Raw genomic sequence first — 18,565 nt, 5'->3', positions numbered from 1 at the left:
ATTTCCGCCGTAATAATCTCAACGCGTTCGCCGTGACCAGTACCGTCGCGCCGGTATCCGCCAGCACCGCCAGCCACAGGCCAGTCATGCCGAGTAGCGTGGTGACGAGAAATATCCCCTTCAGACCCAGCGCAATGCCGATGTTCTGGCGAATATTGGCGCGCGTCGCCCGCGCAAGATCTATCATCTGTGCCAGCCCGGTCAGGCGGTTGTGCGTCAGCGCCGCGTCGGCGGTCTCCAGCGCCACGTCGGTGCCGCTGCCCATGGCAATGCCAATGGTTGAGGCCTTTATCGCCGGGGCATCGTTAATTCCGTCACCGACCATCGCCAGCGGCGCGCGGCTGTTCAGTTCAGTTACCGCGCTGACCTTGTCCGCAGGCAGTAATCCGGCCTTAAACGCCAGCCCCAGCTCGTCGGCAATCGCAGCCGCCGCGCGCGGGTTATCGCCGGTGAGGATCACGCCCTGTACGCCCAACTGATGCAGCGCCGCCACGGCGTCTTTGGCGTCATCGCGCAGAGTGTCGCGCAGTGCCAGCATGCCCTTCGACACGCCGTCCTGCATCACGGCAACGACCGTCTGCCCGGCCTGCTCTAACGCCTCAACCTGTGGATGAGAGAACGCGCCCGCCGCAACAATCAGCACTTTTTTGCCGTCGACGACGGCCTCAATCCCTGACCCGACCAGCGCCCGTTGGGCGGTTGCCGAAGGGATAGCCAGCCCGCGCCTCTGCGCCTCACGCACTATCGCCTGCGCCAGCGGGTGAGTGGAGCCCTGCTCAACGGCGGCGGCTATTATCAGCAGTTCGTCTTCACTGATGTCCTGCGGATAGATGCCGGTGACCTGCGGCTTGCCAACCGTCAGCGTGCCGGTTTTATCGAAGGCGATGTGCTGAACCTGGCTCAGCTGTTCCAGCGCCGCGCCGCCCTTAATCAGCGCCCCGCGACGTGCCGCCGCCGCCAGCCCCGAGGTAATCGCCGCGGGCGTAGAGATCACCAGCGCGCACGGGCAGCCGATCAGCAGCAGGGTCAGCCCTTTATAAATCCAGCCCTCCCACGGCGCGCCGAAGAACAGTGGTGGAACGACGGTGACCAGCAGGGCGACCAGCATGATGGCGGGGGTGTAAATCCGGCTGAAGCGGTCAATAAAGCGTTCGACCGGCGCGCGGCGCTCCTCGGCTTCTTCAATCAGCTTCAGGATACGGTCGATGGCGCTGTCGCCCGGCTCGGACAGGACTTTGAGCTGCACCAGGCGGTCGACGCTGGTGGCACCGGCAGGGACTTTTTCGCCTGCCGCACGCTCCACCGGAATGGATTCACCGGTCAGGGCGCTTTCGTCAAAGCTCGCGGTGGCGGTAATGAGAGCCCCATCGGCAGGCAGACGCCCACCCGCGGCGACTTCAATCACGTCGCCCGGTCGCAGCGTGTTGATGGCGACCGTTTCACGTTTGCCTTCATTAACCCGCGTGGCGGTTTCTGGCTTCAGCGCCATCAGCGCGCTCACCCCTTTGCGCGCCCGGCTCGCTGCCCAGCCCTCAAGCCGTTCGCCGATCAGGAACAGCAGCAGCACCATCGCCGCTTCCGCCGTCGCGCCAATGAACAGCGCGCCGATGGCCGCCACGCTCATCAGCGTTTCGATGGCAAACCAGCTTCCGCTCCGCATCAGGCGTAGCGCCTGTCGGGCAATGGGGAACAGGCCGACCAGCGTGGTGGCGATAAACGCCAGGTTGCCGAATGGGTGGTTAACCTGTTCCAGCCCCCAGCTCAGGGCCATCATGATGATGAGGGTAATGAGCGGCAGGTTTTCTTTCAGGGGAGAGGTTTTTTCGGCAGGTGCCGTTTCGCTGCGCAGGGTATAGCCCGCCTTGCTGACGGCGGCTTCAACCTGCTTGCTGACGTCTTTTTCGGCGCTGACCAGCAGCTTTTCGGTGGCGAACAGGACCTGAACGTGGTTCACGCCCGGTACCTGCCTCACCGCGTTTTCCACTTTGCGGGCGCAGGCCGCACAGTCCATACCGTTGACGACCCAGCTGTAGCGGTTACCGTTTTCAGGCAGCGCGTCGACCTGCGTTTCGCACGCGCCCTCGCAGCAGCAGTCGTCTTTCGGCGGAACCGGGCTGAGCTTAAGCGCCGAGAATTGTGGGACTTTTTTTGGAATTTCTGGAGTCGACATGGCAGTCTCCGGTAATGATAATTTTCTCATTAACCGCAGCATACACTCTGGAGTCGACTCCAGAGTCAAGCGTTATTTAGATATACAATGAACGCACGATCAGGAAGTGCCCGGCAAAGTAGCAGGCGGACGAAATCGCATTATCCGCGCGGAAGCGGCGGCGATAGTGGCTGCCCAGCCAGACGATATTGCCGATTAACAGCAGCGCCGCGCCGAAGAACGCGGACATCGCCTGAGATGTCGGACGGAAGAACCACAGTTCACCGGCCAGCCACACCATCACCAGCGTCATGGCTATAAACGTGCATACCGGCAGACGCATCTCTTCCAGACGCGACCAGATCACCGCAATCAGCAGCGCGCCAATCACCAGCAGCACCAGCGGCAGCGGCCAGAAGAAGGAGAGCGTCATCTGGCTGGCAAAGTAGATGGTATACAGCAGATGGGAGAGGAAAAATGCCCCCACGGCATACAGCAGGCGCTGACGCGGCAGCAGGGTTAAGGCATCACCAATCAGGGAGGCACACAGCCCGGCGAGCACCAGATAGCTGATGGCGTTAAACATCGGAGCCTGCCAGGCGAGCAGCAGAAGCAACAGCAGCGTGACGGGTTTAAACAACCAGCGCTGCCAGGCTGGACCGCGATAGGACGCATCGACATAAAGCCATGCGGAAAAACAGACAGCGATAAATGACCAAAGCATATTAACTCCCTGTAACTGTTGAGGCTGAATAATCAGTTTCTGATCCAGTGTAGTGACGCGAGCGGGCGTTTGGCAATGCCGGGGCAGGCGAGGTATCCTGAATTCCGCATAATCTGATGGGATGTTTCAATGAGCAAGATGCCGCTGTTTTTCATTATCGTGGTGGCGATTATCGTCATTGCCGCCTCGTTTCGCTTCGTGCAGCAGCGCCGCGAAAAGGCGGACAACGACGCCGCGCCGCTGATGCAAAAGCGCGTAGTGGTGGCGAACAAACGCGAGAAACCGCTTAACGACCGCCGCTCTCGCCAGCAGCAGGTGACGCCTGCGGGCACCGGCATGCGCTATGAAGCCAGCTTTAAGCCGGAAACCGGCGGTCTGGAGATGACCTTCCGCCTGGAGGCGCAGCAGTACCATCAACTGACGGTGGGAGAGAAAGGCACGCTGAGCTATAAAGGGTCGCGTTTTGTAGGTTTTAGGGCTGAATAATGCGCGATCGGTCCCCTCTCCCGTGGGAGAGGGTTAGGGTGAGGGCATCACACCGCACCTTACTTCTTCACCTGCGCCTTAAACTTCTTCATCCACACCAGCAGTTCAAACACGCCGAAAATAAACACCCGCAGCTGCTGCCAGCCGGTCATCGGCGGGCCATCTTTCGGCAGGCCGTTTTTCAGCATCACCATCTGCAGGGCGTGCATGAACGAGGTGAAAATCAGCGCCACGTTAACAAAGATGTTCAACGGGCGCGGGAACGGGTGCACCAGATTCAAAATCAAAAATGCCCAGACGCCCAGCATCAGCAAGCGTCCCAGGTTAATCAGTACCGGCATCGGATCCTCCTTGTGCCTGACGGTGATACAGACGATAAGCCACCTGGCCTGCGACCTTCTCGCGGTGCAGATCCCAGTGAACGGGAACGGGTGGCAGGCCGTTTTCCACTTCGCTTTCTACATAAATCAGCGCGTCATCCGCCAGCCAGCCATTGTGCTCCAGCAGGGATAACGTCTCTTCCAGCAACCCCTTGCGGAACGGCGGGTCGACAAAGACCACATTATGCGGCGTACCCTGCTGCGCGAGGAAGCTCAGCGTATTGGTGTTGACCACTTTCGCGTTCGTCGCCTTCAGCGTCGCCAGATTTTGCTGCAGCGTCTGCGCAACGCCGCGCTCCATCTCCAGCAGCGTGGCGCTGGCGGCGTAGCGCGACAGCGCTTCCAGCCCTAAGGCACCGCTTCCGGCGAAGCAGTCCAGGCAGTGGGCGTCTACCATTGATGGGGCAAGCCAGTTAAACAGCGTCTCGCGAACGCGGTCGGTTGTAGGGCGTAAACCGGGGCTGTCCGGCACCGGTAATTTCCGGCCTCGCCACTGGCCGCCGATAATGCGAATTTGACCGGCCGGGGCGCGGGTGGGTTTCTTCATCTCTGGAAAGCTCTGTTAACCATAGCCCTGCGATTGCGGGCGGTGATGTCAATTAAGTAAAGTGTTAGACTATTTCATCATTTTTTTAGCTTCCCTGTATATAGCGCCGCGAGGAGTGTAGTCGCAGATGGCAAAACAAAAAAAACGTGGCTTCTTTTCCTGGTTGGGTTTCGGTGAAAAAGAGCAAGAAACAGAACAGAAAACCGAAGAGCAACAGGTTGTAGAAGAGCAGTCACAGCCTGAAACGCCTGTCGAAACCGCTGCGGTTGTCGAAGCGGAAGAACCAGCGCACAGCAAAGAAGAGATTGAATCCTTTGCTGAAGAGGTGGTTGAGGTCACTGAGCAGGTTCAGGAGAGCGAGAAGCCAGAGCCGGTTATCGTAGAAACCCTTACCGAAGCGCCGCAGGCCGCTATCGAACACGAAGCGCTGCCGCTGCCCGAAGAGGTTAAAGCTGAAGAGGTTTCTGCCGAAGAGTGGCAGGCTGAAGCGGAAACCGTTGAAATCGTTGAGGCGGTGGAAGAAGAGGCGGCACTTGAGCCAGAGCTGACCGACGAAGAGCTGGAAGCTCAGGCGTTGGCGGCGGAAGCGGCTGAAGAAGCGGTAATCGTCGTGCCGGTGGAAGAGCAGGCCGAAGAAGAGATCGTTCAGGAGCAGGAAAAACCGACCAAAGAAGGTTTCTTCGCGCGCCTGAAGCGCAGCCTGCTCAAAACCAAAGAAAACTTAGGTTCCGGATTTATCAGTCTTTTCCGCGGCAAGAAGATCGACGACGATCTGTTTGAAGAGCTGGAAGAGCAGCTGCTGATTGCGGACGTGGGCGTGGAAACTACCCGTAAGATCATCGCCAACCTGACCGAAGGGGCGAGCCGCAAACAGCTGCGCGACGCCGAGGCGCTGTACGGCCTGCTGAAAGACGAGATGGGTGAAATTCTCGCAAAAGTTGACGAACCGCTTAATATTGAAGGCAAAACGCCATTTGTTATTCTGATGGTTGGCGTTAACGGCGTGGGTAAAACCACCACCATCGGCAAGCTGGCGCGCCAGTTTGAGCAGCAGGGCAAATCGGTGATGCTGGCGGCGGGCGATACCTTCCGTGCGGCAGCGGTTGAGCAGCTCCAGGTGTGGGGCCAGCGCAACAACATTCCGGTGATTGCCCAGCACACCGGCGCAGATTCCGCATCCGTGATTTTCGATGCCATCCAGGCGGCGAAGTCGCGCAACGTGGACGTGCTGATTGCCGACACCGCAGGGCGTTTGCAAAACAAATCGCACCTGATGGAAGAGCTGAAGAAAATCGTCCGCGTCATGAAGAAGCTGGACGAAGATGCACCGCATGAAATTATGCTGACTATCGACGCCAGCACCGGGCAGAACGCCATTAGCCAGGCAAAACTGTTCCATGAAGCGGTAGGACTGACGGGGATCACGCTGACCAAACTGGACGGCACCGCGAAAGGCGGGGTGATCTTCTCCGTGGCCGACCAGTTCGGCATTCCTATCCGCTACATCGGTGTGGGCGAGCGTATTGAGGATTTGCGTCCGTTTAAGGCGGACGACTTTATTGAGGCATTATTTGCCCGAGAGGACTAACAATGATTCGCTTTGAACACGTCAGCAAGGCCTATCTCGGTGGGAGACAAGCGCTGCAGGGGGTGACGTTCCACCTGCAGCCAGGCGAGATGGCATTCCTGACCGGCCATTCCGGCGCGGGGAAAAGTACCCTGCTCAAGCTTATCTGTGGGATCGAACGGCCAAGCGCCGGGAAAATCTGGTTCAGCGGCCACGAAATTAGCCGTCTGAAAAACCGTGAAGTGCCGTTTCTGCGTCGTCAGATCGGCATGATTTTCCAGGATCACCACCTGCTGATGGATCGCACCGTTTTCGATAACGTGGCGATCCCGCTGATTATTGCCGGCGCCAGCTATGACGATATCCGCCGTCGCGTCTCTGCGGCGCTGGACAAGGTCGGGCTGCTGGACAAAGCGAAGAACTTCCCGATCCAGCTTTCCGGCGGTGAACAGCAGCGCGTGGGCATCGCCCGCGCGGTGGTGAACAAGCCTGCCGTACTGCTGGCGGATGAACCGACCGGTAACCTGGACGATGCCCTGTCCGAAGGGATTTTGCGTCTGTTTGAGGAATTCAACCGCGTAGGGGTAACGGTACTGATGGCGACGCACGACATGGGACTGATTTCCCGTCGTTCGTACCGCATGCTGACCCTGAGCGACGGGCATTTGCACGGAGGCCACGGTGAACAAGCGTGATGCAATGAACCAGATTCGGCAGTTCGGGAACCGGTTCGACCGTTTCCGTAAGCCGCAGGGCGGCGGTGACGGCAATCGTAATGCGCCTAAGCGCCAGAAAGCGGCGCCGAAACCGGCCTCCCGCAAGACCAACGTGTTTAACGAACAGGTGCGCTACGCCTTCCACGGCGCGCTGCAGGACCTGAAAAGCAAACCGCTGGCGACGTTCCTGACGGTGATGGTGATTGCCATCTCCCTGACGCTGCCAAGCGTCTGCTACATGGTCTATAAGAACGTCAACCAGGCGGCGTCGCAGTATTACCCGTCACCGCAGATCACCGTTTATCTGGATAAAGCGCTCGACGATAACGCGGCGGCGCAGGTGGTCGGGCAAATCCAGGCCGAGCAGGGCGTGGAGAAGGTGAATTATCTCTCCCGTGAAGAAGCGTTGGGCGAGTTCCGTAACTGGTCAGGCTTTGGCGGCGCGCTGGACATGCTGGAAGAGAACCCGCTGCCCGCCGTGGCGGTGGTGATCCCGAAGCTGGATTTCCAGGGTACCGATTCGCTGAATACCCTGCGCGACCGCATCACACGCATCAACGGGATTGATGAAGTGCGCATGGACGACAGCTGGTTTGCCCGTCTTGCGGCGCTGACCGGGCTGGTGGGGCGCGTGTCGGCGATGATCGGCGTGCTAATGGTGGCGGCGGTGTTCCTCGTCATCGGTAACAGCGTGCGTCTGAGCATCTTTGCGCGTCGCGATACCATCAACGTGCAAAAACTGATTGGCGCAACGGATGGTTTCATCCTGCGTCCGTTCCTCTACGGTGGCGCACTGCTCGGTTTCTCCGGCGCATTTCTTTCACTGATATTGTCAGAAATTTTGGTGATGCGGCTTTCGTCTGCCGTCACAGAAGTGGCGCAGGTTTTCGGAACTAAGTTTGATATCAGTGGCTTAGGCTTCGATGAGTGCCTGCTTTTGCTGTTGGTCTGCTCCATGATCGGCTGGATTGCCGCATGGCTGGCAACGGTTCAACATTTACGCCACTTTACTCCCGACTAATAAAAGCGTGATATAATCTTTCCCTGCACCGAGATGTTCGCTCTGCAGGGAAAGCGTCCCTGTTGTCTCTTCCCCTGTTATCATCTCCATGTCACATTTTGTGCGTAATTTATTCACCGTTGCACCTGGAACTTGTGGATAAAATCACTGTCTGATAAAAGAGTGAATGCTAATCTCGTTGCTCAAACGCTTTGGCATGGTTGTTGCCTGACGGGGACAGCCTGGACCAGAAGAAACATTGAGAGGAATGAATGACCAAAGAAATGCAAACTTTAGCTTTAGCCCCTGTTGGTAACCTGGAATCTTACATCCGGGCTGCGAACACCTGGCCGATGTTAACGGCCGAGGAAGAAAAGGAGCTTGCTGAAAAGCTGCATTACCAGGGCGATCTGGAAGCAGCGAAAAAGCTGATCCTGTCTCACCTGCGCTTTGTTGTTCACATTGCTCGTAACTATGCGGGCTATGGCCTGCCGCAGGCGGACTTGATTCAGGAAGGTAACATCGGCCTGATGAAGGCTGTACGTCGCTTTAACCCGGAAGTGGGCGTGCGACTGGTCTCCTTCGCCGTACACTGGATCAAAGCAGAAATTCATGAATACGTGCTGCGCAACTGGCGTATCGTGAAAGTCGCCACGACAAAAGCGCAACGTAAGCTGTTCTTCAACCTGCGTAAAACCAAGCAGCGTCTGGGCTGGTTCAATCAGGATGAAGTGGAAATGGTGGCGCGCGAGCTGGGTGTATCCAGCAAAGACGTCCGTGAGATGGAATCCCGTATGGCCGCGCAGGACATGACCTTTGATATGTCCTCCGACGACGACGCATCTGACAGCCAGCCGATGGCACCGGTTCTGTATCTGCAGGATAAAACCTCTAACTTTGCCGACGGCATTGAAGAGGACAACTGGGAAGATCAGGCCGCGAACAAGCTGACCCATGCGATGGAAGGCCTCGACGAGCGTAGCCAGGACATTATCCGCGCCCGCTGGCTGGACGAAGACAACAAGTCCACGCTGCAGGAGCTGGCCGACCGCTACGGCGTTTCTGCGGAACGTGTCCGTCAGCTTGAAAAGAACGCCATGAAAAAACTTCGCGCCGCTATCGAAGCGTAATTACCGCGAAGTACACCGAGAGCCCTCGAATGCAAATTCGGGGGTTTTGTTTTTTTAGCGCCCGCTCTGGCGAATTTCTCCCCCCTGGCAAACACTTACTGATGCGCTAAGCAGGCGATTTTCTCAGGGGGTCAGGGTGAAAAATAACGAACTGAATGACCGGCGTTTACAGGCGACGCCGCGCGGCATCGGCGTGATGTGTAACTTCTATGCTGATAAAGCCGAAAACGCCACGGTGTGGGACGTGGAAGGCAATGAGTACATCGATTTCGCCGCCGGGATCGCGGTGCTGAATACTGGCCATCGCCATCCCAAAGTTATCTCCGCTATCGAAAAACAACTCCACGCTTTTACCCACACGGCCTACCAGATTGTGCCGTATGAGGGCTATGTGGCGCTTGCCGAGCGCATCAACCAGCGCGTGCCGATTGACGGCCCGGCCAAAACCGCCTTCTTCTCGACGGGTGCTGAAGCGGTCGAAAACGCGGTCAAAATTGCCCGCGCGTATACCAGACGCCCCGGCCTTATCACCTTCGGCGGCGCGTTCCACGGGCGCACCTTTATGACCATGGCGCTGACCGGTAAAGTCGCGCCGTACAAGCTGGGTTTTGGCCCGTTCCCCGGTTCGGTATACCACGCTCAATTCCCTGACGATCTGCACGGCATCAGCACGGCGGAAGCATTAAAAAGCCTGGAGCGCATCTTTAAGGCGGATATCGCCCCAGACCAGGTGGCGGCCATTATTCTCGAACCGGTTCAGGGGGAGGGCGGGTTCAACATTGCGTCCGCTGATTTTATGCAGGCGCTGCGCGCCCTGTGCGATACCCACGGAATTTTGCTGATTGCCGACGAGGTGCAAAGCGGCTTCGCCCGCACCGGCAAGCTGTTCTCGATGGAACACCACTGCGTGAAGCCGGACCTGATCACCATGGCAAAAAGCCTCGCGGGCGGGATGCCGCTCTCAGCGATATCGGGCCGCGCCGAGGTGATGGACGCGCCTGCACCTGGCGGTCTGGGCGGTACCTACGCAGGTAACCCGCTGGCGATTGCCGCGGCGCACGCGGTGCTGGACGTGATTGACGAGGAAGATCTCTGCACGCGCTCGGCGCATCTCGGCCATCATCTGGTAGAAGCGCTCAACAAAGCGAAGGAAAACTGCCCGTTCATCGCCGACATCCGTGCCCAGGGCTCGATGGTCGCGGTAGAGTTTAACGATCCGCAATCTGGGCAACCGTCGCCGGAATTTACCCGTCAGGTGCAGGAGCGCGCGTTGAACGAAGGGCTGCTGCTCCTGAGCTGCGGCGTTTACGGCAACGTGATCCGCTTCCTTTATCCGCTTACCATCCCCGAAGCGCAGTTCCGCAAAGCGCTGGACATTATCTCCGCGTCGCTGACACGTTAAAGCCACCACCCCGGCGGTAAATCCTGTCGGGCTTATCATATATTCATTTCAAATTAGCTATTCCAAAATCATAAAAATGGGGTATGTTTTAGCAGAGTATGCTGAAAAAGCGCGAACAGCACACCAATAACTGAAATAAAGCGCTGCACAACAACATCACAACAATCGTAATAACCATAATAATGGGGAATCTCAGGATGAACATGAAGGGTAAAGCGTTACTGGCAGGATGTATCGCGTTGGCATTCAGCACCATGGCGCAGGCAGATATTAAAGTGGCCGTGGTGGGCGCAATGTCCGGTCCGGTAGCACAGTACGGCGACCAGGAATTTACGGGCGCAGAACAGGCGGTTGCAGACATTAATGCTAAGGGTGGCATCAAGGGCGAAAAACTGCAGATCGTAAAATACGACGATGCCTGTGACCCGAAGCAAGCGGTCGCGGTGGCGAACAAAGTGGTCAACGACGGCATCAAATACGTTATCGGTCACCTGTGCTCCTCTTCTACTCAGCCCGCGTCTGACATCTACGAAGACGAAGGTATTCTGATGATCACCCCGGCTGCGACCGCACCGGAGCTGACCGCGCGCGGTTACAAGCTGACTCTGCGTACCACCGGCCTGGACTCCGATCAGGGCCCAACGGCGGCTAAGTACATTCTGGAAAAAGTGAAGCCGCAGCGTATCGCGATTGTTCACGACAAACAGCAGTATGGTGAAGGTCTGGCCCGTGCGGTGCAGGACGGTCTGAAAAAAGGCAACGCCAACGTGGTCTTCTTTGACGGGATCACCGCCGGCGAGAAAGACTTCTCCACCCTGGTGGCGCGTCTGAAGAAAGAGAATATCGATTTCGTTTACTACGGCGGCTACCACCCGGAAATGGGCCAGATCCTGCGCCAGGCGCGCGCGGCGGGTCTGAAAACCCAGTTCATGGGCCCGGAAGGCGTGGCGAACGTTTCCCTGTCTAACATCGCGGGTGAATCTGCCGAAGGTCTGCTGGTGACCAAGCCGAAGAACTACGACCAGGTGCCAGCGAACAAACCTATCGTAGATGCCATCAAGGCGAAGAAGCAGGATCCAAGCGGCGCGTTCGTCTGGACCACCTACGCAGCGCTGCAGTCTCTGCAGGCAGGTCTGAATCAGTCAGCCGATCCGGCTGAGATTGCCACCTGGCTGAAAGCCAACACGGTGGAAACCGTGATGGGGCCGCTCTCCTGGGACGCAAAAGGCGATCTGAAGGGCTTTGAGTTCGGCGTGTTTGACTGGCATGCGAACGGAACGGCAACTGACGCCAAATAATTTTCCCGTCGCCTTTCGCGCCGCAGGTGCGTTGGCTGCGTTATTCAACCCCGGTCACTTACTTATGTAAGCTCCCGGGGATTTCATAACTTGCCGCCTTCCTGCAACACGAAATGCTTGGGAAAATGCGGTAGAAATTGTAGGCCGGGTAAGGCGCAGCCGCCACCCGGCTTTCTTTTAGCGCTTCTCCCACCCGCTCTCCTGCGCCGTAAACCCTAACGCCTGCATAAACGCTGCCATCACGCCGCGGTCTTCCACGCCCACGTCGGCCATCCACCATGAGTTTACGTTCGGGTTTTCGCGGATCACTTCTTCAATTAAATACTGTCCCACACCGCGACGACGGGTCACGTCACGCACGCGCAGCGAGTCCAGCGCTCCCTCCGTGCCGCTCAGGGTCACGCGAACCGCGGCCAGCAGGCGCTCGTTGAAGCGCGCGGCATAAATGCGATGGTTCTCGTCGACATGCAGCGACGAAGGGGAATATTCCGGCCAGATCTTGCCCAGGTCGATATGATCCTGGTCGCTAAAGGTCACCAGACGCACGATAGTCAGTTTCATTAGCAGCTTGTCCAAATCAAATTGAGTAGAGGCAGTGTACTCAATTTATTCACTCAGCGGCTTCCTCTTTTTATTCTCATTAACCAGGTGATTAGTTTTTTAGCAATGCAATGGGCAGTGTGAAAACACATGGATCGAAAAATAAGCAGAATTTTAACCTGAATGGCAGCGATTTATTCGGCGCTTTGTACCGTTATTTTATGCTGCAAACTGCACTTTTATTTGTTTATCTCTGCCTGATTTCAGAATATTATCTTTCCTTAATCGCCTGAAAAATAGAGATTTTAGTCTGGTTTTTGACAAAAAACTGCGCTAAACCATTAAAGGCACTGGTAAAAATAGCGTTGTTCATTAAAAGTACAGAATGCTTTTTAACCATAATAAAACAAAATATAAACACGACATCACGAATGGGGATTCTGAGATGAAAAGGAACGCGAAGACATTTATCGCGGGAATGGTTGCACTGGCGATCTCGCATGCGGCCATGGCGGAAGAGATTAAAGTTGCGGTAGTCGGTGCGATGTCCGGCCCTGTTGCCCAGTGGGGTGACATGGAGTTTAACGGCGCGCGTCAGGCCATCAAAGACATCAACGCCAAAGGCGGCATCAAGGGCGACAAGCTGGTAGGCGTGGAGTATGACGACGCCTGCGATCCGAAACAGGCCGTTGCGGTCGCCAACAAAATCGTCAACGACGGGATTCAGTACGTCATCGGCCACCTGTGCTCATCCTCCACCCAGCCCGCGTCTGACATCTACGAAGACGAAGGTATTCTGATGATCACTCCGGGCGCCACCAACCCGGAGCTGACCCAGCGCGGCTACCAGCACATCATGCGTACCGCCGGTCTGGACTCCTCCCAGGGGCCAACCGCGGCCAAATACATCCTCGAGACCGTTAAGCCACAGCGTATCGCCATCATTCATGACAAGCAGCAGTACGGCGAAGGCCTGGCGCGCTCCGTGCAGGACGGCCTGAAAAAAGGCGGCGCTAACATCGTCTTCTTCGACGGCATTACCGCAGGCGAAAAAGACTTCTCCGCGCTGATCGCCCGTCTGCAAAAAGAGAACATCGACTTCGTCTACTACGGCGGCTACTACCCGGAAATGGGCCAGATGCTGCGCCAGGCGCGCGCCACCGGTCTGAAAACCCAGTTTATGGGGCCAGAGGGCGTGGGCAACGCCTCCCTGTCAAACATCGCAGGGGATTCTGCCGAAGGCATGCTGGTGACGATGCCAAAACGCTATGACCAGGATCCGGCCAACAAGGCTATCGTGGATGCGCTCAAGGCGCAGAAGAAAGATCCGAGTGGTCCATACGTCTGGATCACCTACGCGGCTGTGCAGTCTCTGGCAACCGCGCTGGAGCGTACCGGCAGCAAAGAGCCGCTGGATCTGGTGAAAGATTTAAAAGCACACGGGGCGAACACCGTGATTGGGCCGCTGAACTGGGATGAGAAAGGCGATCTGAAGGGATTTGAGTTTGGTGTCTTTAAGTGGCACGCCGACGGTTCGTCCTCGGTCGCCAAATAATTATCCCACCGCCCGGCTCACCGGGCGGGTTTAAAAAGGTTTGCATATGTCCGAGCAGTTTCTCTACTTTTTGCAGCAGATGTTTAACGGCGTCACGCTGGGAAGCACCTACGCGCTGATCGCCATCGGCTATACGATGGTTTACGGCATTATCGGCATGATCAACTTCGCCCACGGCGAGGTGTACATGATCGGTAGCTACGTCTCCTTTATGATTATCGCCGCGCTGATGATGATGGGCATCGACAGCAGCTGGCTGCTGGTTGCCGCCGGGTTTGTTGGCGCGATCGTGATCGCCAGCGCCTACGGCTGGAGCATCGAACGCGTGGCCTACCGGCCGGTGCGCAGCTCCAAGCGTCTTATTGCGCTGATTTCCGCGATCGGGATGTCGATCTTCCTGCAAAACTACGTCAGCCTGACCGAAGGTTCGCGCGACGTGGCGCTGCCAAGCCTGTTTAACGGCCAGTGGATTGTGGGGGCCAGCGAAAACTTCTCTGCCTCTATTACCACGATGCAGCTGGTGATCTGGGTCGTGACCTTTGTCGCCATGCTCGCCCTGACCCTGTTCATCCGCTACTCCCGCATGGGACGCGCCTGCCGCGCGTGCGCGGAAGACCTGAAGATGGCGAGCCTGCTCGGCATCAACACCGACCGCGTAATCGCCCTGACCTTCGTGATTGGCGCGGCGATGGCGGCGGTAGCTGGCGTGCTGCTCGGCCAGTTCTACGGCGTAATTAACCCGTACATCGGCTTTATGGCCGGGATGAAAGCCTTCACCGCGGCGGTACTGGGCGGCATCGGCAGCATTCCGGGCGCGATGATTGGCGGCCTGATCCTGGGCGTGGCGGAAGCGCTCTCCTCGGCGTATCTGAGCACCGAATATAAAGACGTGGTGTCGTTTGCCCTGCTGATTCTGGTTCTGCTGGTGATGCCTACCGGTATTCTGGGCCGTCCGGAGGTAGAGAAAGTATGAAACCGATGCATTTTGCAATGGCGCTGCTCTCTGCCGCCATGTTCTTCGTGCTGGCCAGCGTCTTTATGGGCGTCCAGCTTGAGCTGAATGGCACCAAACTCGTTGTCGATACTGCAGCTGATATTCGCTGGCAGTGGGTCTTTATCGGCACCGCCGTGGTGTTCCTGTTCCAGCTGCTGCGCCCGCTGTTCCAGAAAACGCTGAAAAATGTCTCCGGACCGAAATTCGTCCTGCCGGCGATCGACGGTACAACGGTAAAACAGAAGCTGTTCCTCGTGGCGCTGCTGGTGGCTGCCGTGGCGTGGCCGTTTATGGTGTCGCGCGGCACGGTGGACATCGCCACCCTGACCATGATTTATGTGATCCTCGGCCTCGGTCTGAACGTGGTGGTGGGACTGTCCGGCCTGCTGGTGCTGGGCTACGGCGGTTTCTACGCTATCGGCGCGTACACCTTCGCGCTGCTGAACCACTATTACGGCCTGGGCTTCTGGACCTGCCTGCCGCTGGCGGGGCTGGTCTCTGCCGCCGCAGGCTTCCTGCTCGGCTTCCCGGTGCTGCGCCTGCGCGGTGACTACCTGGCGATTGTGACCTTAGGCTTCGGTGAAATCGTCCGTATCCTGCTGCTCAACAACACCGAAGTGACCGGCGGCCCGAACGGCATCAGCCAGATCCCGAAGCCGACCTTCTTCGGCCTGGAGTTCAGCCGTACCGCCCGCGAAGGCGGCTGGGATACCTTCAGCAACTTCTTTGGCATCAAATATGACCCGTCCGACCGCGTGATCTGGCTCTACCTGGTGGCGCTGCTGCTGGTGGTCATCACCCTGTTCGTGATCAACCGCCTGCTGCGCATGCCGCTGGGCCGAGCGTGGGAAGCGCTGCGCGAAGATGAGATCGCCTGCCGCTCTCTGGGCCTGAACCCGACCCGCATCAAGCTGACCGCGTTCACCATCAGCGCCGCGTTTGCCGGTTTCGCCGGCACGCTGTTCGCCGCGCGTCAGGGCTTCGTCAGCCCCGAGTCGTTCACCTTTGCCGAATCGGCCTTTGTGCTGGCGATTGTGGTACTCGGCGGGATGGGCTCGCAGTTCGCCGTTATCCTCGCGGCCATCCTGCTGGTGGTCTCTCGCGAGCTGATGCGCGACTTTAACGAATACAGCATGCTGATGCTGGGTGGTTTGATGGTGCTGATGATGATCTGGCGTCCGCAGGGTCTGCTGCCGATGACGCGTCCACAGCTGAAGCTTAAGAATGTGGAAGCGAAAGGAGAGCAGGCATGAGTCAGCCATTATTATCCGTAAACGGTCTGATGATGCGTTTTGGCGGCCTGCTGGCGGTCAACAACGTGAACCTGGACCTGCATAAAAAAGAGATCGTCTCCCTGATTGGCCCGAACGGCGCGGGGAAAACCACGGTCTTTAACTGTCTGACCGGCTTCTACAAGCCGACGGGCGGCACCATCATGCTGCGCGACCAGCACCTGGAAGGGCTGCCGGGCCAGCAGATTGCCCGCATGGGCGTGGTGCGTACCTTCCAGCACGTGCGTTTGTTCCGCGAGATGACGGTGATTGAGAACCTGCTGGTGGCGCAGCATCAGCAGCTGAAAACCGGCCTGTTCTCCGGCCTGCTGAAAACCCCGGCCTTCCGCCGCGCGCAGGAGGAGGCGCTCGATCGTGCCGCCACCTGGCTCGACCGTATCGGCCTGCTCCAGCACGCCAACCGTCAGGCGAGCAACCTGGCCTATGGCGACCAGCGTCGACTGGAGATTGTGCGCTGCATGGTGACGCAGCCGGAGATCCTGATGCTCGACGAACCGGCGGCGGGCCTCAACCCGAAAGAGACCAAAGAGCTGGACGAGCTGATTGCCGAGTTGCGCGATCATCACGATACCACCATCCTGCTGATTGAGCACGACATGAAGCTGGTGATGGGCATATCGGACCGTATCTACGTGGTAAACCAGGGCACGCCGCTGGCAAACGGCACGCCGGAAGAGATCCGCAACAACCCGGACGTGATCCGCGCATACCTTGGTGAGGCATAAGATGGAAAAAGCGATGTTAACGTTCGACAAGGTCAATGCGCACTACGGCAAGATCCAGGCGCTGCACGACGTCAGCCTGCACATCAATCAGGGTGAAATCGTCACCCTGATTGGCGCCAACGGCGCGGGTAAAACTACGCTGCTCGGCACCCTGTGCGGCGACCCGCGCGCCACCAGCGGGCGGATTGTGTTCGATGGTAAAGACATTACCGACTGGCAGACCGCCAGAATCATGCGTGAGGCGGTGGCGATTGTCCCGGAAGGGCGCCGCGTCTTCTCCCGCATGACGGTGGAAGAGAACCTGGCGATGGGCGGGTTCTTCGCTCACCGCGATGAATACCAGACCCGCATCAAGTGGGTGTACGAACTCTTCCCGCGCCTGTGGGAGCGCCGCATCCAGCGTGCGGGCACCATGTCCGGCGGTGAACAGCAGATGCTGGCGATTGGCCGCGCGCTGATGAGCCAGCCGCGTCTGCTGCTTCTGGATGAACCGTCGCTCGGTCTGGCACCGATCATCATCCAGCAGATCTTCGACACCATCGAACAGCTGCGCAAAGAGGGGATGACCATCTTCCTCGTCGAGCAGAACGCCAACCAGGCGCTGAAGCTCGCTGACCGTGGCTACGTGCTGGAGAACGGCCGCGTGGTGCTGGAAGACACTGGCGACGCGCTGCTGGCGAACGAAGCGGTGCGGAGCGCGTATTTAGGCGGATAGGTAAAAGCAAAAAGGCAACGCAAGTTGCCTTTTTTAGTGTTTTCTCCCTCTCCCACAGGGTGTACGGTCCGGGGACATAGTGAACACTTGTTCGGGGACATGGTAGACACTTACAACTGAGGCATAAGAACCCGTTTATGGAGTCACTTATGCCCTGGGATGCGAGAGATACCATGTCATTACGTACCGAGTTTGTGCTGTTCGCCTCGCAGGACGGGGCGAACATCCGTTTCCTCTGCCGTCAGTTCGGCATTTCTCCTGCCACCGGCTACAAGTGGCTTCAGCGCTGGGCTGAGGAAGGTGCCTCCGGTCTTCAGGACCGCTCCCGCGCACCTCATCATTCCCCGAACCGCTCATCTGACGACATCACGGCCCTGCTGCGCATGGCGCATGACCGTCATCAACGCTGGGGCGCCCGCAAGATTAAGCGCTGGCTTGAAGACCAGGGGCACCGTATGCCCGCCTTCAGCACCGTCCATAATCTGATGGCCCGTCACGGTCTGCTGCCGGGCGCATCACCGGGCGTTCCGGCTACGGGACGCTTCGAACATGACGCGCCGAACCGGCTCTGGCAGATGGATTTTAAGGGCCACTTTCCCTTTGGCGGTGGCCGCTGCCATCCGCTCACCCTGCTGGACGACCACTCCCGTTTTTCCCTGTGCCTGGCGCACTGTACCGATGAACGGCGCGAGACCGTGCAGCAGCAGCTGGTCAGCGCGTTTGAACGCTACGGCCTGCCGGACAGGATGACGATGGACAACGGCTCACCGTGGGGCGACACCACCGGCACCTGGACGGCGCTGGAGCTGTGGCTGATGCGCCACGGTATCCGGGTGGGGCACTCCCGGCCTTATCATCCGCAGACGCAGGGCAAGCTGGAGCGTTTTCACCGCAGCCTGAAGGCGGAAGTGCTGCAGGGAAAATGGTTCGCGGACAGCGGAGAGCTGCAACGCGCTTTCGATCACTGGCGCACGGTGTACAACCTTGAACGCCCGCACGAGGCGCTGGATATGGCGGTACCGGCCTCGCGTTATCAGCCGTCTGCCCGGCAGTACAGCGGCAGCGTAACGCCACCTGAGTACGATGAAGGGGTGAAGGTCAGGAAAGTGGATGTCAGCGGAAAGCTGAGCATACAGGGTGTCAGTCTGAGCGCAGGCAAGGCGTTCAGGGGAGAACGGGTCGGGCTGAGGGAGACGCAGGATGACGGCTGCTATGAAGTGTGGTGGTACAGCACGAAAGTGGGGGTGATCGACCTGAAGAAAAAGTCGATCACCATGGGTAAAGGATGTTAAAAAGTGTTCACCATGTCCCCGAACACCTGTCTACCATGTCCCCGGACTGTACA

General features: G+C 58.1%; 18 protein-coding genes. 13 read left to right on the top strand and 5 right to left on the bottom strand.

Annotated elements, in window-relative coordinates; translation table 11 throughout:
• Nucleotides 1–2,170 (bottom strand): Zn(II)/Cd(II)/Pb(II) translocating P-type ATPase ZntA (gene zntA / locus ACTJI7_RS16475; RefSeq protein ID WP_348574778.1); only part of this gene is annotated, 2,170 nt, incomplete at its 3' end.
• Nucleotides 2,171–2,246: 76 nt separating this feature from the next.
• The gene (locus ACTJI7_RS16470) at nt 2,247–2,873 is read right to left on the bottom strand and encodes a lysoplasmalogenase (protein WP_028015138.1); all 627 of its coding nucleotides are present in this window, start codon (nt 2,871–2,873) and stop codon (nt 2,247–2,249) included.
• Nucleotides 2,874–3,002: 129 nt separating this feature from the next.
• Here ACTJI7_RS16470 and ACTJI7_RS16465 point away from each other — a divergent pair, with 129 nt between their 5' ends.
• Complete coding sequence (locus ACTJI7_RS16465; protein ID WP_028015139.1) at nt 3,003–3,359, top strand: DUF2500 domain-containing protein; 357 nt, start codon at nt 3,003–3,005, stop codon at nt 3,357–3,359.
• A gap of 59 nt (nt 3,360–3,418) precedes the next feature.
• Here the strand turns inward: ACTJI7_RS16465 and ACTJI7_RS16460 are convergent, their stop codons facing one another.
• A complete protein-coding gene (locus ACTJI7_RS16460) occupies nt 3,419–3,700 on the bottom strand; it encodes a DUF1145 family protein (protein ID WP_014882110.1) in 282 nt (93 codons plus the stop codon).
• Nucleotides 3,684–4,286, bottom strand: coding sequence for a 16S rRNA (guanine(966)-N(2))-methyltransferase (rsmD, locus tag ACTJI7_RS16455; RefSeq protein WP_028015140.1), 603 nt, complete (start codon nt 4,284–4,286; stop codon nt 3,684–3,686). The genes ACTJI7_RS16460 and rsmD overlap by 17 nt, the downstream gene beginning before the upstream one ends.
• A 127-nt stretch (nt 4,287–4,413) precedes the next feature.
• Between rsmD and ftsY the strand changes: the two genes are divergently transcribed.
• The 6 genes from ftsY to livJ all read left to right on the top strand — a co-directional run bounded on the left by ftsY (nt 4,414) and on the right by livJ (nt 11,399).
• On the top strand, nt 4,414–5,874 hold the full coding sequence (gene ftsY, locus ACTJI7_RS16450) for a signal recognition particle-docking protein FtsY (RefSeq protein ID WP_045631387.1): 1,461 nt from the start codon (nt 4,414–4,416) through the stop codon (nt 5,872–5,874).
• 2 nt (nt 5,875–5,876) lie between these two features.
• On the top strand, nt 5,877–6,548 hold the full coding sequence (gene ftsE, locus ACTJI7_RS16445) for a cell division ATP-binding protein FtsE (RefSeq protein WP_003861525.1): 672 nt from the start codon (nt 5,877–5,879) through the stop codon (nt 6,546–6,548).
• Complete coding sequence (gene ftsX, locus ACTJI7_RS16440) at nt 6,535–7,590, top strand: permease-like cell division protein FtsX (protein ID WP_028015142.1); 1,056 nt, start codon at nt 6,535–6,537, stop codon at nt 7,588–7,590. Before ftsE ends, ftsX begins: the two co-directional genes overlap by 14 nt.
• Nucleotides 7,591–7,841: 251 nt before the next feature.
• Nucleotides 7,842–8,699: an RNA polymerase sigma factor RpoH gene (gene rpoH, locus ACTJI7_RS16435; RefSeq protein ID WP_028015143.1), complete on the top strand. Its 858-nt coding sequence runs from the start codon at nt 7,842–7,844 to the stop codon at nt 8,697–8,699.
• Between the two features lie 136 nt (nt 8,700–8,835).
• The gene (locus ACTJI7_RS16430; RefSeq protein WP_440671015.1) at nt 8,836–10,101 is read left to right on the top strand and encodes a 4-aminobutyrate--2-oxoglutarate transaminase; all 1,266 of its coding nucleotides are present in this window, start codon (nt 8,836–8,838) and stop codon (nt 10,099–10,101) included.
• A 197-nt stretch (nt 10,102–10,298) separates the two neighbouring features.
• Nucleotides 10,299–11,399, top strand: coding sequence for a branched chain amino acid ABC transporter substrate-binding protein LivJ (gene livJ, locus ACTJI7_RS16425; RefSeq protein WP_072201786.1), 1,101 nt, complete (start codon nt 10,299–10,301; stop codon nt 11,397–11,399).
• 177 nt (nt 11,400–11,576) lie between these two features.
• On the opposite strand, the gene panM is transcribed toward livJ, so the two are convergent.
• Nucleotides 11,577–11,960, bottom strand: a complete 384-nt coding sequence (gene panM, locus ACTJI7_RS16420; protein WP_045631384.1) for an aspartate 1-decarboxylase autocleavage activator PanM — start codon at nt 11,958–11,960, stop codon at nt 11,577–11,579.
• A gap of 424 nt (nt 11,961–12,384) precedes the next feature.
• On the opposite strand from panM, the gene livK reads away from it, so the two are divergent.
• From livK to ACTJI7_RS16390, 6 genes are all read left to right on the top strand, one after another.
• Nucleotides 12,385–13,494 (top strand): high-affinity branched-chain amino acid ABC transporter substrate-binding protein LivK, encoded by a 1,110-nt coding sequence (gene livK, locus ACTJI7_RS16415; RefSeq protein ID WP_028015146.1) that lies wholly within the window; start codon nt 12,385–12,387, stop codon nt 13,492–13,494.
• A 46-nt stretch (nt 13,495–13,540) separates the two neighbouring features.
• Nucleotides 13,541–14,467: a high-affinity branched-chain amino acid ABC transporter permease LivH gene (gene livH, locus ACTJI7_RS16410; RefSeq protein ID WP_028015147.1), complete on the top strand. Its 927-nt coding sequence runs from the start codon at nt 13,541–13,543 to the stop codon at nt 14,465–14,467.
• Complete coding sequence (locus ACTJI7_RS16405; protein WP_045631383.1) at nt 14,464–15,741, top strand: high-affinity branched-chain amino acid ABC transporter permease LivM; 1,278 nt, start codon at nt 14,464–14,466, stop codon at nt 15,739–15,741. Before livH ends, ACTJI7_RS16405 begins: the two co-directional genes overlap by 4 nt.
• Nucleotides 15,738–16,505: a high-affinity branched-chain amino acid ABC transporter ATP-binding protein LivG gene (livG, locus tag ACTJI7_RS16400; protein ID WP_028015149.1), complete on the top strand. Its 768-nt coding sequence runs from the start codon at nt 15,738–15,740 to the stop codon at nt 16,503–16,505. The genes ACTJI7_RS16405 and livG overlap by 4 nt, the downstream gene beginning before the upstream one ends.
• Nucleotide 16,506: 1 nt before the next feature.
• Complete coding sequence (gene livF, locus ACTJI7_RS16395; RefSeq protein ID WP_008500102.1) at nt 16,507–17,220, top strand: high-affinity branched-chain amino acid ABC transporter ATP-binding protein LivF; 714 nt, start codon at nt 16,507–16,509, stop codon at nt 17,218–17,220.
• Nucleotides 17,221–17,369: 149 nt separating this feature from the next.
• Nucleotides 17,370–18,512, top strand: coding sequence for an IS481 family transposase (locus ACTJI7_RS16390; RefSeq protein ID WP_028013617.1), 1,143 nt, complete (start codon nt 17,370–17,372; stop codon nt 18,510–18,512).
• Nucleotides 18,513–18,565 lie beyond the last annotated feature (53 nt).

The organism is Enterobacter sp. 22499, from assembly GCF_052044815.1.
Classification (GTDB): Bacteria; Pseudomonadota; Gammaproteobacteria; order Enterobacterales; family Enterobacteriaceae; genus Enterobacter; species Enterobacter bugandensis.
This window is presented reverse-complemented; position numbering and strand designations above follow the sequence as displayed.